Annotated in this window: 15 protein-coding genes; 6 read left to right on the top strand and 9 right to left on the bottom strand. The window is 70.1% G+C overall.

All coding sequences use genetic code 11. The features are described 5' to 3' along the window. Nucleotides 1-132: 132 nt before the first annotated feature. Together ACFP1K_RS22185 and ACFP1K_RS22180 are read right to left on the bottom strand one after the other, a co-directional pair. Nucleotides 133-1,236 carry a lytic polysaccharide monooxygenase gene (locus ACFP1K_RS22185; RefSeq protein ID WP_380756362.1) on the bottom strand — a complete coding sequence of 368 codons (1,104 nt, stop codon included), beginning with the start codon at nucleotides 1,234-1,236 and terminating at the stop codon, nucleotides 133-135. Between the two features lie 393 nt (nucleotides 1,237-1,629). After that, nucleotides 1,630-2,259: a uridine kinase gene (locus ACFP1K_RS22180; protein ID WP_380756360.1), complete on the bottom strand. Its 630-nt coding sequence runs from the start codon at nucleotides 2,257-2,259 to the stop codon at nucleotides 1,630-1,632. A gap of 139 nt (nucleotides 2,260-2,398) precedes the next feature. On the opposite strand from ACFP1K_RS22180, the gene asnB reads away from it, so the two are divergent. The 3 genes from asnB to ACFP1K_RS22165 all read left to right on the top strand — a co-directional run bounded on the left by asnB (nucleotide 2,399) and on the right by ACFP1K_RS22165 (nucleotide 6,476). Further along, a complete protein-coding gene (asnB, locus tag ACFP1K_RS22175; protein WP_380756358.1) occupies nucleotides 2,399-4,267 on the top strand; it encodes an asparagine synthase (glutamine-hydrolyzing) in 1,869 nt (622 codons plus the stop codon). Between the two features lie 328 nt (nucleotides 4,268-4,595). Further along, nucleotides 4,596-5,801: a helix-turn-helix domain-containing protein gene (locus ACFP1K_RS22170; protein ID WP_380756356.1), complete on the top strand. Its 1,206-nt coding sequence runs from the start codon at nucleotides 4,596-4,598 to the stop codon at nucleotides 5,799-5,801. 246 nt (nucleotides 5,802-6,047) lie between these two features. Further along, nucleotides 6,048-6,476: an ATP-binding protein gene (locus ACFP1K_RS22165; protein ID WP_380756354.1), complete on the top strand. Its 429-nt coding sequence runs from the start codon at nucleotides 6,048-6,050 to the stop codon at nucleotides 6,474-6,476. Between the two features lie 42 nt (nucleotides 6,477-6,518). On the opposite strand, the gene ACFP1K_RS22160 is transcribed toward ACFP1K_RS22165, so the two are convergent. The 4 genes from ACFP1K_RS22160 to ACFP1K_RS22145 form a co-directional block, all read right to left on the bottom strand. Continuing rightward, on the bottom strand, nucleotides 6,519-7,487 hold the full coding sequence (locus tag ACFP1K_RS22160) for an NAD(P)-dependent alcohol dehydrogenase (RefSeq protein WP_380756352.1): 969 nt from the start codon (nucleotides 7,485-7,487) through the stop codon (nucleotides 6,519-6,521). Nucleotides 7,488-7,519: 32 nt separating this feature from the next. Then, the gene (locus ACFP1K_RS22155; protein WP_380756350.1) at nucleotides 7,520-7,789 is read right to left on the bottom strand and encodes a hypothetical protein; all 270 of its coding nucleotides are present in this window, start codon (nucleotides 7,787-7,789) and stop codon (nucleotides 7,520-7,522) included. Then, the gene (locus ACFP1K_RS22150) at nucleotides 7,790-8,140 is read right to left on the bottom strand and encodes an ArsR/SmtB family transcription factor (protein WP_380756348.1); all 351 of its coding nucleotides are present in this window, start codon (nucleotides 8,138-8,140) and stop codon (nucleotides 7,790-7,792) included. It abuts the gene before it with no gap. Between the two features lie 86 nt (nucleotides 8,141-8,226). Beyond that, nucleotides 8,227-9,162: a LysR family transcriptional regulator gene (locus ACFP1K_RS22145; RefSeq protein ID WP_380756346.1), complete on the bottom strand. Its 936-nt coding sequence runs from the start codon at nucleotides 9,160-9,162 to the stop codon at nucleotides 8,227-8,229. Nucleotides 9,163-9,295: 133 nt separating this feature from the next. Between ACFP1K_RS22145 and ACFP1K_RS22140 the strand changes: the two genes are divergently transcribed. After that, nucleotides 9,296-10,534 carry an MFS transporter gene (locus tag ACFP1K_RS22140; protein WP_380756343.1) on the top strand — a complete coding sequence of 413 codons (1,239 nt, stop codon included), beginning with the start codon at nucleotides 9,296-9,298 and terminating at the stop codon, nucleotides 10,532-10,534. Here the strand turns inward: ACFP1K_RS22140 and ACFP1K_RS22135 are convergent. Further along, nucleotides 10,516-11,088, bottom strand: a complete 573-nt coding sequence (locus ACFP1K_RS22135) for a WHG domain-containing protein (RefSeq protein WP_380756341.1) — start codon at nucleotides 11,086-11,088, stop codon at nucleotides 10,516-10,518. The two genes, ACFP1K_RS22140 and ACFP1K_RS22135, sit on opposite strands and share 19 nt — an antisense overlap. Then, nucleotides 11,081-11,914 carry an alpha/beta fold hydrolase gene (locus ACFP1K_RS22130; RefSeq protein ID WP_380756339.1) on the bottom strand — a complete coding sequence of 278 codons (834 nt, stop codon included), beginning with the start codon at nucleotides 11,912-11,914 and terminating at the stop codon, nucleotides 11,081-11,083. Before ACFP1K_RS22130 ends, ACFP1K_RS22135 begins: the two co-directional genes overlap by 8 nt. Before the next feature lie 115 nt (nucleotides 11,915-12,029). On the opposite strand from ACFP1K_RS22130, the gene ACFP1K_RS22125 reads away from it, so the two are divergent. Then, nucleotides 12,030-12,764 carry a class I SAM-dependent DNA methyltransferase gene (locus ACFP1K_RS22125; RefSeq protein ID WP_380756337.1) on the top strand — a complete coding sequence of 245 codons (735 nt, stop codon included), beginning with the start codon at nucleotides 12,030-12,032 and terminating at the stop codon, nucleotides 12,762-12,764. A gap of 33 nt (nucleotides 12,765-12,797) precedes the next feature. Here the strand turns inward: ACFP1K_RS22125 and ACFP1K_RS22120 are convergent, their stop codons facing one another. After that, a complete protein-coding gene (locus ACFP1K_RS22120) occupies nucleotides 12,798-13,235 on the bottom strand; it encodes a Fur family transcriptional regulator (protein ID WP_380756335.1) in 438 nt (145 codons plus the stop codon). A gap of 244 nt (nucleotides 13,236-13,479) precedes the next feature. Between ACFP1K_RS22120 and lysS the strand changes: the two genes are divergently transcribed. Continuing rightward, nucleotides 13,480-15,201: a lysine--tRNA ligase gene (gene lysS, locus ACFP1K_RS22115; protein ID WP_380756333.1), complete on the top strand. Its 1,722-nt coding sequence runs from the start codon at nucleotides 13,480-13,482 to the stop codon at nucleotides 15,199-15,201. The last annotated feature ends 69 nt before the right edge of the window (nucleotides 15,202-15,270 follow it).

Here is a 15,270-nt window from a genome sequence, read left to right as displayed (position 1 = left end):
TCACCGGGAGTTCACGCCGCCGCCCGCCGGGCCCCCGGACGACGAGTGGGCGGCACCCGGCTCCGGCTCAGGCCGGAGCCGGGTGCCGCCCGGGAGTCATTCACGACCCCTTTGGTTCACCCGAGGGCGAGCCTAGGGGCTGGTGCAGGTGAGCGTCGGCGTGGACGCCGTGCCGTTCGCCACGAACCCGAAGGTCGTGGTGGCGTTGGCCGCCAGGGTGCCGTTGTGTTGCACGTTCCGGACGGTCAGCGCGGTACCGCTCAAGGTGTGCGAGCCGTTCCAGAGGCTGTTGATGACGGTGCCGGAGTTCAGAGTGCCCCGGACGGTCCAGCCGCTGATGCCACTGGTGCCGCTGCGCACCGTGACCTCGGCCTGGTAGCCGCCGCTCCAGGTGCCGGTGGTGCGGTAGGCGGCCGTGCAGCCACCCGGGCCGCTGGTCGGAGTCACGGTCGGGGTGACGGTCGGCGTGACGGTCGGGGTGACGGTCGGGGTGACGGTGGGAGTGGCGGTCGGGGTGCTGCCGCTGCCGCGGATACCGGTCACCTGGCCGTTGCCGCCGTCGAAGATGACGTCGGAGCAGTTGTAGAAGGTCTCGTTGCTGTCGGACCGCTGCCACACCGAGTAGATGATGTGACGGCCGCTCTTGCCGGAGGGCAACTGGGCGTTCCAGTAGTAGTAGCCGTCCACGCTACCGACGGGGCCGACGTTCGCCGGGTTGGTCGCGGAGTAGAACGGCGTGGACTCCAGGTCGCTCCACGCCAGCGACCGGGTCGGGCTCCAGCTGTCCTTGGTGATGTAGGTCCGGAAAGTACCCGGGTGCGCCGCCCACTTGTTGTAGCGGAACTGGATGTTGGACCCCGACGTGAGGTGGGTCAACGGCCAGTCGGTGCGGGCGAGGTCGTAGCCGCTGAAGTTGTAGACGACCGCGCCGCCGCTGCACAGCTGGCCGTCGGGAATGAACCCGCTCATCCGGCCGGCGCCGTCGGAGCGCAGCACCGCGAACCAGTTGTAGATGGAGTTGGTGCCGCTCTGGGCCACGGCGGCCTGGCATGCGCCATTGGTGGGCTGGGCCGCGCCGTTGGAACCGACGCTGTCGAGCCAGCACAGGTAGGTGCGGCTGCCGGGGATCATCATTGCCCCATGCGCCGATGCCGAGGTCGGCAACAGCACGACCATCAGCAAGGCCGCGATCAATGCGGCTCCGCCTCCGAGCGAGAACTTCCGTCTCTGTCTCATCAAATACCTTTCGAGAGGTTACGTCTGGAGGTCCTCGGCAGCCCTCCAGGGCACGTCCATCGCGGCAGCACGTCAGGCACGCTTGAAGCGCGCCGGAACGACAAGCACGTGTGGGGGTCACCGAGGACCCGTGAAGTAACCGGTCGCCGCCGTGGGGCGAACAGCCGCCGACTGCCGACCAGCGAATGCGAAAGCGCTCACGCGGGAAAAACTGTAAGTCGCCGCTCACCCTGGAGGAAACCGTGCGGTGCGGGAGGTATTAGACCCCACCCCGTGGGAGCGATCCCACCGCAGGTAGAGGTCATGATCAGCGCATTTCTTACCGTTGATCCAATGAAACGGCATGAAACTTACGTGAAACGGCCCCTCCGCGAGGCTGTTCGAAAGTGACTGTCAGGAATGAGTGACCACTGCGGGGTGACGGGGATCGTCCATTCGCACCACCAGGTCGGCCGTGTCCGCCGGCGCGACCTCTTCCTCGTACCTGGCGAACGCGGGCAGCGTCCAACGCCATTCGGGCGGGGTCCGGCGGGACAGGGCGGCCGGCGACATCCACAGGTGCGCGGTCACCTCGAACGGCAGCCAGTGCCCGAGCAGCAGCGCGCCGGACAGCAGCAGCACCCCGCCCGGCGGGAGCGTCACGTACGGGGCCCGGGTGGCCCGGTCGGTGGTGGTGTCCCACAGCGAAGGCAGGACCTTGCCCGTGCCGCCGGGGTCCAGCGGGCCGAGCACCTCACGGGCCAGGCCGCCGTGGTCGAGCCAGTCGCCGTAGTAGGCGTCGGGGTCGGTGCGGCCCGCCTCGAAGCGCAGCGACGCCGGTCGCAGGAAGTCACCGGCCGACACCCTGAGCACCTCCCGGCCGCGCAGCCGCAGCGGCCCGGCGAGGGCGTCCGCCAGATCGTCCGGGTGGGCCGCCGGGGCGCCGTCGATCGCGACCCGCACCCACGAATCCCCGGCGGCGTCGGCGATGCGGTCGGCGAGGAGATCCACCAGCGCCGTGGGGGAGACCGGGCGAACGTTCACCGGACCATCTTCGCGCCACCGCGCGAGGTGCGCCACGGAGGGGGGCGGCGTCCGGCCCCGGGAGGCATAGAGGGACGCTTGTAGGAGTTTGACCAGGTAGAACGGTTATCTGCTACCGACGAGACGTGGGGTCGTCGAGATGTGCGGAATCTGTGGATGGGTGGATTACACGACCGATCTGCGCGAGTCGCGGGACACGCTGGCCGCGATGACCGCCACCATGGCGTGCCGAGGCCCGGACGACGAGGGGATGTGGGCGTCGCCGCACGGCGCCGTGGGGCACCGGCGCCTGGCGATCATCGACATCGAGGGCGGGCTGCAGCCGATGACCGGGGAGCGTGACGGGGAGACGGCCGCCGTCCTCACCTACAGCGGCGAGGTCTACAACTACCTGGAGCTGCGCGAGGAACTGGTCGCGCGGGGCCACCGCTTCACCACCCGCAGTGACACCGAGGTCGTGCTGCGCGCGTACCTCGAATGGGGCGCCGACCTCGGGTCCCGCCTCAACGGCATGTACGCCTTCGGCATCTGGGACATCCGCGCCGAGGAGATGGTGCTGGTCAGGGACCGGATGGGGATCAAGCCCCTCTACTACTACCCGATCCCCGGCGGGGTGCTGTTCGGCTCCGAACCCAAGGCCATCCTCGCCAACCCCGCCGCGCGGGCCCTGGTGGACGCCGAGGGGCTGCGCGAGCTCATGGCGTTCGTCAAGTCCCCGGAATGCGCCGTCTACCAGGGCATGTACGAGGTGCGGCCCGGCGGCGTGGTACGGGTCAGCCGGTCCGGCGTGGCCAGGGACCGTTACTGGCAGCTGGAGTCGCACGATCATCCCGACGACCTGGACACCACCGTCCGGACGGTGCGGGAGCTGCTGGACGACATCGTGCGGCGCCAGCTGATCTCCGACGTGCCGCTGTGCACCCTGCTGTCCGGGGGCCTGGACTCCAGCGCCGTCACCGCGCTGGCCGCCCGTGCGCTGCGGGCCGACCCCGAGCACCGGGAGGGCCGTCTGCGGTCGTTCTCCGTGGACTTCGTCGGGTACACCGAGCACTTCAGCCCCGACGACATGCGCGACACGCCAGACACGCCGTTCGTGCACGACCTGGCGCGGTATCTCGCGCCGCTCGGCGTCGAGCACAACGACATCGTCCTGGACTCCGGTGATCTCATGAGCCCGCGCGTGCGTGCCGCCGTGCTGCGCGCCAGGGACATGCCGATCGGCATCGGCGACATGGACACGTCCCTGTATCTGCTGTTCAAGGCGATCCGTGCCCAGTCCACGGTGGCGCTGTCCGGCGAGTCGGCCGACGAGGTCTTCGGCGGCTACCGCTGGTTCCACGACCCCGTCGCCATCGGCTCCGGCACCTTCCCCTGGCTCGCCGCCGCCGGCGCCCTCCGCTTCGCGGCCCTGGAGGAGGTGCTCGCCGACGAGATCCAGCAGGAGCTGGACCTCGCCGGCTACCGCGCCCGCTGCTACCGCCAGGCCCTGGACGAGGTCCCCCGCCTCCCCGGCGAAACCGGCCTGGAGGCGAGGATGCGCGAGGTGAGCCACCTCCACCTGACCCGTTTCGTCCAGATCCTCCTGGACCGCAAAGACCGCATGAGCATGGCCAACGGCCTGGAGGTCCGCGTCCCCTTCTGCGACCACCGCCTCGTCCAGTACGTCTTCAACGCCCCCTGGGCCATGAAGACCTTCGACGGCCGGGAGAAAAGCCTCCTCCGCGCCGCCGCCCACGACGTCCTCCCCGCCTCGATCCTGGACCGCCGCAAGAGCCCCTACCCCTCCACCCAGGACCCCGGCTACGAAAAGGCCCTACGCGAGGAAGCCGCCACCGTCCTGGACCAAGGCCCCCTCCCCGCCGCCCTCCTGGTAGACCCCACCAAGGTCCGAACCCTCCTCACCCGCCCCCAGGACCCATCCGTCCAAGACGACGTCCGCCCCGCCCTGGAGGGCTTCCTCCAGTTCAACAACTGGCTCCAAACCACCGGCGTCCACATCACCCTCTGACCCCCGGCGCCATGGCTGCGGTCCTTGCGGTGGCGCGCTCCGCGCGAAAGGCGCAAGGGCTGTGTTCAGCGGGGGATACCCCCGCACCCCCGGCGAGGGGAGGACCCCTCGCGCTCCCCCGCACCGCGATATCGCACAGCCGTAGGGAACCGAAGCATGGGTGGGGTCATAGGCTGCCGTCTTGATTCGAGCGGTCGTCTTTGACGCGGCTCCCGCGACGGCGGGCTTGGTCAGTCCCTCCTAGAGAAGAATTCATGTGGCAGGCTCACCCCGCCGAGTGATCGCGTCCTACGCTGGGATCAGGACCCTCCGGCAGAGGCGGTCAGGCGTGAACGAGAACTGGGACTCGGGTTATTACGGTACCGAGGAACACACCGGGCAACGTATTGCGCGGTGGCGCAAACTGCGAGGGCTTACGCAATCAGGGTTGGCTATCAGGGCGCACTTGTCGCGGAGTCTGGTCGCTCAGGTTGAAACGGGGCATAAACCCGCTACGCCGTCGATGGTCGCTGCGGTGGCGAAGGCGCTCTCCCTGGATGTCGCGAAGCTTCATGGGCAGCCCTTCGGGGAAGCGGATCGTTCTGGTAACGCGGTGCATGCCGCCATTCCCGCTATCAGGCGGGCATTCTCCTACGCGGACGTCGCACCGGATCTGGGTATGCCGCCCAGGTCTCTCAAAGAGCTTTCCTCCGAGTTGGTGAGGTTGCAGAAGCTGCAAGGGGCTGCTTTCCACCAAGAGCTCGCCCTGAGGCTCCCGGCGGTGATCGAGGAGCTGACGGTTCACGCTGTCGGGTCGGGTAAGCCTCGGGCGTGGCGGTTGCTGAATCGTGCCGATGCGGTGGCCGTCTCGTTGGCGCGGCGTCTGGGCTACAACGATCTCGCCCAGGTCGGGATCGAGCGTGCGGCGGATGCCGCTCGGCGTGCCGACGACCCCTACCTTCCGCACCTGGTGATGTTGTCACGTGCTCTGTTGCTCCTGACCACCGGCGAGTGGGACCTGGCGCTGGTCCTGATGCAGAGATCTGTCGGGCAGGTGGACGAGGACGAGCGGCCGGAGTCCACGAGCGTCCTCGGGGCGCTGCATCTGCGTGCGGCGGTGGCGGCCGCGCGAGCGGGACGAGGGGCAGAGGCCTGGGAACACCATGGGGTGGCGGCCGATGCGGCGAGGCGGAACAAGGACAAGAAGGATGTCTACGCCTTGCAGGTGATGCCGGCCAACGCGGCGATACACGGCTGTGCGGTGGCCGCCGAGCTGGGCGACGTCGACGAGGCCATTCGCCTGGACGAACGATTGAGCCTGCCGATGACGATGCTGGCCGAACGGCGAGCGCATCATGAGATCGACATGTCGCGTGCTCTTGTGTGGGCCGGCAACGCGAACCAATCACTGACACGCGTTCTCAGGGCCGAGAAAATCGCCCCACAAATGACATACTTCCATCCAACTGCCCGCGAAACGGTCAAGGCGCTCGATAGGTATTATCGGGTCATACCCGAACCTTTGCGTGCGCTACAGGAACGCATGTTCCTCTGATCGCCCATCGCCGTCAAGGAGCCGGTGTTCACATCTCGTGAACACCGGCTCTCTTTCGTTTTCATAGGGTCGCTCCAAGCTCGAAGCAGGACCCAATGGAATTGCATTCGGCTGTCGGAGAATCAAATCCGATCACCGCTTGCTCAGGGCGATCAAGTGGGGATCGAAGAGCGCTAGGTGACGGGACCCGTGGGGCGTTCGCGCCGCCGTACAGGCCCCCGGAACCACACGTCGGAGGTGTGATCTATGACGGATCCCATGACCTTGTCTCCTGGTACGGATTCGAGGCGGGGGAACCTGTTAGGGGTCATCGAGCTGGTGGCGGTGCCCGAGTCGGTGCATCGGGCTCGGGAGTTCGTGCGGGAGAAGCTCGGGGACGGGCATGCGGGTCTGGATGATGTGATGTTGCTGGTGTCGGAGCTTGTGACGAACTCGGTGCTGCACTCGGACTCGCGAGGCGGGGGGACGGTGACGGTCGCGATCGCGGATTGCTTCGACCGGGTTCATGTGGATGTGGTGGACGCCGGGGGTGAGGGGAGTCCGCGGGTCTGCGAGGAGGGTCTCGGCGAGGGAGGGAGAGGGCTGCGGCTGGTGGAGACGGTCTCGCGGGAGTGGGGGGTCTGGGACGGGGAGGACGGGCGCACGGTCTGGTTTGAAGTGGGGTGTCCGGGGTGATCGTTCAGCGTTGGTTCACCGGCCGAAGTACAGGGGACGGGCTTACACGGTGATGACGATCTTGGCTCGGGCGTGTTCCTCGGTGAAGTAGCGCAGGGCCTCGGGGACCTCGCCCAGGGGGTAGGTTCTGTCGATCGCCGGGGTGATCTGGCCGGATTCGAGCATCTCCTTGAGGGTGGCGAGGTTCTTCTGGCTTCGCTGGGCCATGAACATGCGCAGGCTCTGGCGGATGAACGGGGACAGCAGCAGGGCGTGCAGGAGTTTGCCTATCGGGCCGAGCCAGCGGCCGCCTTTCGAGCTGGAGAGGACGAGGGTGCCGTCGGGAGTCAACGCGCGTCTGAAGTCGGATAACGAATGGTTTCCCGCCAGGTCGAAGATCAGGTCGTAGCGGTGGGGGGTCTTGGTGAAGTCTTCGCGGGTGTAGTCGATGACGTGGTCGGCGCCGATCGAGCGGACCAGGTCCACGTTTCTCGTGCTGCACACGCCGGTCACCTCCGCGCCGAACGACTTGGCGATCTGTACGGCGAAGGTGCCGACGCCGCCCGAGGCGCCGTTTATCAGGACCTTGCGCCGCCGCTCGATCTCGCCGCGGTCGCGGAGGCCCTGTAACGCGGTGTTCGCCGCCCAGGGGACGGCGGCGGCCTGTTCGAAGGTCAGGTTGGACGGCTTCGCGCACAGGAGGGACTCGGGGACGCGGGCGTATTCGGCGAAGCCTCCGGCGGGGACCTCGGCGTACACCTCGTCGCCGGGCTTGAAGCGGGTGACGTTCCTGCCGACGGCCTCGACTTCTCCGGCGATGTCCCGGCCGGGGACCTTCTGTTTCGGGCCGCGCAGACCCAGCGCCAGGCGGCCCAGGTACGGCTCGCCCGTCATGGTCACCAGGTCGCCGTGGGTCACCGACGCGGCGTGCACGCGGACCAGGACCTCGTCGTCGCGGGGCACCGGCTTGTCGACCTCGCCGAGCCTCAGGGCGTCGGCGGAGCCGTACCTCTCCTGGACGATCGCCTTCATCGTGGTCTCCTTGATGCGCGGGGGACGGGTGATCATTCGACGGTCCGCAGGATCTGCTCGATCGAGGTCGCGCGGGACCGCAGTTCGGAGAGGTCGGTCGCCATCCGCTGCTGGGCGTCGTGGGTGTTCTCGGCGAGTTGCTCGTAGCGGCGCACGAGCTGGCGCAGGTCCTCCTGGACCGCGGTGGAGGACTTGAGCTTGCGGGACTCCAGTGTTGTCGCCGCGACGGAGATGAACAGGGCCAGGGCCAGGAGAGACAGGCCCAGGATCAGGACGGTGCTCGGCCAGGTCGTCGTGTCCATTCAGGACTGCTCCTTGGGGGCGGGACCCTTGTCCGGGTCCGACGGGGTGAGGGTCCGGACCGCCTCGGCCACGGTCGAGGCGGTCAGGTGCAGGTGGAAGTCCGTGAGCTCGTAGTACTTCATGGCCTTGCCGTCCTCGGACAGTTCGAGACTGCCGGCGATCAGCCCGGCGGCCTCCAGCCGCTGCAGGTGCATGTGCAGGAGCGGACGGCTGATCCCGATGTCGCGGGCCAGATGGCTCACGTAGTCGCGCCCGCCGGCGAGCCTCGCGACGATGCGCAGCCGCAGCGGGTTGGCCAGCGCCGCGAGGATCGCGACCAGTTCGTCGCCGGTCGGCACGGACCCTGTCACGACACTCCTTCACCTGAAAGAAATTTCTTACAGGTGAAGCGTAACCCTTACACGGCGGATCTGACCAGAGTCCCGCCGAGGTGGCGTCAGCGCGGGAGTGCCCAGTGCGGGGCCCAGGTCCCGGTGGCGTCATGGCCGGCCGTTGTGGCGGCGAGGTGGGCGCGGAGGGTGGCCAGCGCGGGGTGGGGGTGGTCGCGGTGCCACAGGAGCGAGTGCGGGTAGACGGGCGTGGGATCGGTCACCGGGATGCGGCGCAGGCCGTGGCCGGCGGGCCAGACCAGGCGGGTGTGCTCGCCCATGAACGTGGCCAGGGCCGGGGTGTCGGCGATGGTGTCGAGGAGCGCGTCGGAGCCGAAGTTGGGGCCGGTCGCCTCGATGGTGAGGCCGAACTCGGCGACGAGATCGTCGTAGTAGGCGGCCCACTCGGTTCCGGGGACGATGCCGGGCATCCAGATCCGGTGCCCGGCGAGCTGGGCGACGGTCACCGACCGGGCGCCGGCCAGCGCGTGGGCGGGCCCGGTGAGGAGCTGGAGCGGCTCGTCGAGCACCCGGACGGATTCGATGTCCTCGGGAAGGGGCCGGCCCGGCACGGCGACGGCGCGGAAGGACGCGTCGATCGCACCGGACCGGATGGCGGCGAGGGCCGTCTCGATGTCGAACAGCATCACCACGTCGAGCTCGATCTCGGGGTGCGCGCGGTGGAAGCCGCGCATCAGGCCCGACGCCGCGCTGCGTGAGGTGATCATGTCGACGCGCAGCGGACGGCGGCCGGTGCGCACGGACGCGACCGCGCGCTCGGCGACGCGCAGCAGTTCGCGCGCGTGGGGCAGGAATGCCTGCCCGTCGATGGTGAGCCCGGCGCCGCGGGCGGTGCGGGTGAACAGCCGCACGCCGAGGCCGCGCTCCAGCGCGGCGATGCGCTTGGACACGGCCTGCTGGGTGACCGCCAGCTCGGCGGCGGCCTCCTGGAACTGCCCTGCGTCGGCGGCGGCGACGAAGGTCCGGACGGCGTCGAGGTCCATGCCGACACCCTAGGGGCACAACCGTTGGTTGTGGCCGACGGGGCTTCAGTTGTTTGATCCCCAGGTACGGTGCGCGCTTTGATGCTTCCGATCGCTGATCGGTTGTGCGGGTGAGTGGCGAGGAGCGTCGGGCATGCGGAGCGGGCACCGGCTGGGGCGGCGGTTCGGCTGGCTCTGGGGAGCGTACGGGACCAGCGCGCTCGGTACGTGGCTCGCCTTCGGCGCGTTCCCGCTGATCGCCATTCAGGTGTTGCACGCCGGTCCGGCAGAGGTCGCCGCGCTTGCCTGCGTGGGGGCCTTGGTTGGCGCGGCCGTGGCGGTGCCGCTCGGGCCTTGGGTGGAGTTCCGCCGCAAGCGGCCGGTGCTGATCGCGATGGATCTGGCGCGCTTCGCGGCGCTGCTGACGATTCCCGTCGCGTTCACGCTCGGCGTGCTCACCTTCCTTCAGCTCCTGCTGGTCTCGGTCGTCGTCGCGGCGGCCGACATCGCCTTCCGTGCCGCCTCCGGCGCGTACCTGAAGACGCTGTTGCGGGCCGAGGACCTGCTCGTCGCCAACGCCCGGTTCGAGTCCACGGCTTGGACGACCACGATCATCGGGCCGCCGCTGGGTGGCGCGGCGATCGGGCTCCTCGGTCCGGTGGCGACGGTGGTGGCCGACGCGGTCAGCTACCTGCTCTCGGCCCTGGGCATCGGTGCGATGGGCGGGCGTGAGCCCCCGCGCCGGGAGGTCGCGCGCATGCGGGCCGGGGACGTGCTCGACGGCTGGCGGTACATCCTCGCCGACGTGACGCTGCGGCGGCTGTTGTTGAACACCGCCTTGTTCAACGGCCTGGTGATGGCCACCCAGCCGCTGCTGGCCGTCCTCATGCTCGGCCGGCTTGGGTTCGCGCCGTGGCAGTACGGCCTCGCCTTCGCCGCGCCCTCGATCGGTGGGTTGCTCGGTTCACGGCTGGCCCGGCCGCTCGTCACCCGGTCCGGGCAGCACCGGGTCCTGGTCGTGACCGGGGCGCTGCGCGCGCTCTGGCCCGTCGGGCTGGCCTTCCTGGGGCCCGGCACCGGAGGGCTGCTGCTGGTGATCGGCGTCGAGTTCGGGCTCATCTTCTGCTGCGGGATCTTCAACCCCGTCTGCGCCACCTACCGCCTCGAACGCACCGCGACCGGCCGGGCCGCCCGCGTGCTGTCCGCCTGGGCGGTGACGACCAAGGCGTCGACCGCGCTCCTGACGGCCGTCTGGGGCGTGCTGGGCGGCCTGCTCGGCCCGCGTACGGCCATCGGCCTGGCCGGCGTGCTCCTGCTGGCGACCCCGCTGTCGCTTCCCCGGCGCGCCGCCGCGCCCCCTGCCGAGACTCCGGCTCAGCCCGTGGAGGCGTGACGCAGGCCCCGGTCGACGAGGGTGATGAGCCACTCAAAGCTCTCGTCGACATCGGCGGACCACTGGAAGGCGTTCGCGGACTGCAGGGTGGCGAATCCGTGGAAGAAGCTGCGCAGCGCGCGCAGCGCGTGGTCCATCTCGTCCGGTGCGAGGGTGTACGCCCGGAGCACCGCCGTGAACGAGTCCAGCAACCGTGACCCCGCGACCGCGATCGGGTCGTCCGGGCCGGTCGGCTCGACGCCGATGGTGGCCGCGTACCGGCCCGGGTGGGTGAGCACGAAGTCGCGGAACGCGCGGGCCGCGGCGGCGAGCGCGTCGCGGCCCGCGTACCCCTGCACGGCCGCACCGACCGCGTCCGCCGCCTCGGCGAGGGCGAGCGCCGCGATGCGGCGGTTCAGGTCGTCCTGGCCGGCGATGTGCTTGTAGAGCGACGGCGTCCGCACGCCGACCCGCTCGGCCAGCAGGCCCATGGTCAGGCCCGCGAAGCCGACCTCGTCGGCGAGCGCCGCGCCGGCCGCGACGACAGCGGCCGGGTCGAGTCCGGCCCTAGGCACGGACGGAGTCCAGGAACGACAGCATCAAGGTGACCACCTGCGAGGGGAACTGGACGTGCGGGTAGTGTCCCGCACCGGGGATCATCTCAAGCCGCCCCAGACCGGGTGGCAGCGCCGCCACGATCGCCTCACCCTCGGCCCGCGGGGAGGCCCAGTCGGGGTCGAGGGTGCCCTCCACGACCAGCACCGGGCAGCGGACGTTGCCCAGCTGGGCGCCGGCGTCCACGGGGGCGGACCGGCCCATCGACCGCATGGCCTTCATCCGGCCCGGCTCGCGCATCATCGCGTCGATCCGGTCGAGGCGCACGTCCCAGTCCGCCGGCCTGGGGCCGGGGTACGCGATCTCCAGATACCGCCTCCAGAGCCGGACGCTGCCGAACAGGCCGGTGCCGAGCAGGCTGAGCATGCCCCGGCGAAAGCGGGACACCCGCAGGTCGCCGGGTGCGATCGACTGCTTGCGGGTGAACGGCGCCAGCTCGACCACCGCGGTGATCAGCGACGGCGCTTTCGCCGCGGCGATCGTGGCCGCGCCGCCCGAGATGGAGTGGCCGACCAGCGTCGCCGGGCCACCCAGGTGGTTCACCAGGGCGATCAGGTCACCCGCGATGTCCGTACGCGTATAGGACGCCCACCCCACGCTCGACTCGCCGCAGCCGCGCAGGTCCACGGCGGCGACCCGGTATCCGGCCGCCACCAGGGCCGGCGCCACGAAGCGGTACGCCTCGCGGCTGTCGCCCATGCCGTGCGCGAGCACGACGAGCGGCCCGGAGGCGCCGGTCACCTCGTACGCGAGGGTGCCCCCGTCGACGGTCAGGTGTTCGGTCATGACAGGCCTCCAGGCTTGGCTAATAGTGTTAGCTTCAAGCTAATGACATTAGCCAAGTCTGTCAAGGCCACCGAAATCGGTGGCTGCCAGGGAGGAGGCGGGTCACAGTGGGACCGTGCCGGAGAACAATTTCGATGAGTGGACAGCGGAGACCTACGAGGCCAAGTGGCCCGAGCTGTTCGAACCGGCGGTCGTCGAACCGGCCGTCGCGTTCCTGGCCGACCTGGCGGGGACGGGTGCCGCGCTGGAGCTCGGCGTCGGCACCGGGCGGATCGCGCTGCCGCTCAGCGGGCGGGGGATCCGGGTGCACGGCATCGATCTGTCGGCGCCCATGGTGGCCCGGATGCGGGAGAAGCCGGGGGCGGAGCGCGTCGGCGTGACCATCGGCGACTTCGCGACCACCAGGGTGCAGGGAGCCTTCACGCTCGCCTACCTGGTGCGGAACACGATCACCAACCTGACCACCCAGGACGAACAGGTCGAGTGCTTCCGCAACGCGGCGGCACATCTCGAACCCGGCGGCTGCTTCGTCGTCGAGGTGTACGTCCCGGCGCTGCGCAGTCTCCCGCCCGGCGAGACCATCCACCCGTTCACCGTGACCCCCGAGCACCTCGGCTTCGAGGAGTACGACATCGCGTCCCAGATCGCGTACTCCCACCACTACTGGGTGGTGGACCGCCGCCTGGAGACCCGCTCGTCGCCGCACCGCTACGTATGGCCGTCCGAACTGGACCTCATGGCACGGCTCGCCGGGATGCGCCTGCGGGAACGCTGGGCCGGCTGGAAACGCGAGCCTTTCACCGGCGACAGCACCGGCCACGTCTCGGTCTGGGAGAAGCCGGCCTGGTAGGCCGCGCCGGCGCCGGCGTCCGTTGGGGGGTTCCTAGGCGCAGTCGGGGCAGCGGCCGAAGATCTCGACGGTGTGGTCGACGTCGACGAAGCCCGCCTCGGCGGCCACGCGTTCGGCCCAGCGTTCCACGGCGGTGCCCTCGACCTCCACGCTGCGGCCGCAGTAGCGGCAGGTGACGTGGTGGTGGTGTGAGCCCGTGGCGCAGCGGCGGTAGAGGGTCTCGCCGTTCTCGTCGCGGATGGCGTCCACCGCGGGGCCCTCGCTGAGGACCTGGAGGTGGCGGTAGACGGTGGTGAGGCCCACGCGTTCGCCGCGGCGGCGCAGCTCGGCGTGGATGTCCTGGGCGCTGTGGAAGCCGGGCAGGTTGGCGAGCACGGACACGAGGGCCTCGGCCTGCCGGGTGCCGCGCACTCGGGTGCCACGGGTGGCGGAGGTGTCCGCGGGGGATGGGTGCGGTGATGGCGTGGTCATGTGAGCGTCCTCACCCGCCTTCGGTACCGGCCGTTGTCGGTGATGTGGAGGGGGTACGCGTGCCCCCACACGTCAGGCTGAACACTACCAAGCGGCCCGATCTTTCCGGCTGTTCCGGATCCGCCGTGCGGGGGGCGTGACGTGTCGCGGGCCCGGCCGCCCGTCCACAGGGTGGCGCGGGTCACTGTGGTGGTCCGGGACAATGGAGGGGTCAGGTTTTCCGAGGAAGGAATCGATCGTGGGTATGAGCGCCGAGGCCGACTGGGTCTCACGGTTCGCGGACGAGGTCATCGCCGAGGCCGAGCGGCGGGCACCCGGCAAAACGATCGTCTGCGCGTCCGGGCTCAGCCCGTCGGGGCCGGTCCACCTCGGGAACCTGCGGGAGGTCATGACGCCTCATCTGGTGGCGGACGAGATCCGGCGGCGGGGGTACGACGTCGTGCACATCCTGTCGTGGGACGACTACGACCGGTTCCGGAAGGTGCCCGCGGGGGTGGACTCCTCGTGGTCTGAGCACATCGGGAAGCCCCTGACGTCCGTGCCGGCCCCCCCGGGAAGTGAGTACGCCAACTGGGCGGAGCACTTCAAGGCGCCGATGGCCGCGGCGATGGCCGAGATGGGCATCGAGGTGCGGGCCATCAGCCAGACCGCTCAGTACACCTCGGGGGTGTACCGGGAGCAGATCCTCTTCGCGATGCGGGAGCGCGGGCGCATCGACGCGATCCTCGACCGGTACCGCACCAAGGACAAGCCCGCACCGGCGAAGGCCAAGCAGGGGCCGGCGGTCGACGCGGCGGACGCGGCGGCGGCCGAGGCGGCGGCCGAGGGCTCGGGGGCGGCCGGTGAGGACGACGGGAAGGTCGCGGCGGGGTACTTCCCGTACAAGCCGTACTGCTCGGTGTGCGAGCGGGACATGACCACCGTGACGGGCTACGACGACGAGACCACCGAGCTGTCCTACACCTGTGTGTGCGGGCACGCCGAGACGGTGCGGCTGTCGGAGCACAACCACGGGAAGCTGGTGTGGAAGGTCGACTGGCCGATGCGCTGGGCGTACGAGGGCGTGGCGTTCGAGCCCTCCGGGGTCGACCACCACTCCTCGGGGTCGTCGTGGGTGGTCGGCGGGCAGATCGTGAGCGAGGTGTTCGGCGGCGAGCAGCCGATCGGGCCGATGTACGCCTTCGTCGGCATCAGCGGCATGGCCAAGATGAGCAGCTCCAAGGGCGCCGTCCCGACGGCCGCCGACGCGCTGCAGATCATGGAGGCGCCGCTGCTGCGGTGGCTGTACGCGCGGCGCAAGCCGAACCAATCGTTCAAGGTCGCGTTCGACCAGGAGATCCAGCGGATGTACGACGAGTGGGACTCCCTCGGGCGCAAGGTCGCCGACGGGGCGGCCCAGCCGGCCGACGTCGCGGCGTACACCCGGGCGTCGACCACCGCCGCCGGGCCGCTGCCGGCCACGCCGCGCCCCCTGCCGTACCGCACGCTGGCCTCGATCGTGGACATCACGACCGGCGACACCGACCAGACGCTGCGCATCCTGCGCGAGCTGGACCCCTCCGACCCGATCACCTCGCTGGACGAGGCCCGGCCGCGGCTGGACCGGGCGGCGCGGTGGATCACCACGCAGGTGCCCGCCGAGCAGCGCACCCGGGTGCGCGACGAGCCGGACACCCAGCTGCTGGCCTCGCTCGGCGAGCGGGACCGCGAGTCGCTGCGCCTGCTGCTCGACCGTCTGGACGAGCACTGGTCGCTGGACGGGCTCACCACCCTGGTCTACGGCGTGCCGAAGATCCAGGCGGGCCTGACCCCCGACGCCAAGCCCACCCCCGAGCTGAAGGTCGCCCAGCGCGAGTTCTTCGCCCTGCTCTACACCCTGCTGGTCGGCCGCGACACCGGCCCCCGGCTCCCCACCCTGCTCCTGGCGGCGGGCGCCCCCCGGGTGCGCGCCCTGCTCGGCGGCTGACGCCGTACGCAGGCGGCCGACCGGCCGTGGGAGCGGCCGACGGCCGCGTCCAGGCGAACGAAGGGGTCC

This window comes from Sphaerisporangium aureirubrum, from assembly GCF_042658925.1.
Classification (GTDB): domain Bacteria; phylum Actinomycetota; class Actinomycetes; order Streptosporangiales; family Streptosporangiaceae; genus Sphaerisporangium; species Sphaerisporangium aureirubrum.
Note: the sequence above shows the minus strand (reverse complement) of the source record. Positions and strands in the feature narration are given on the sequence as shown.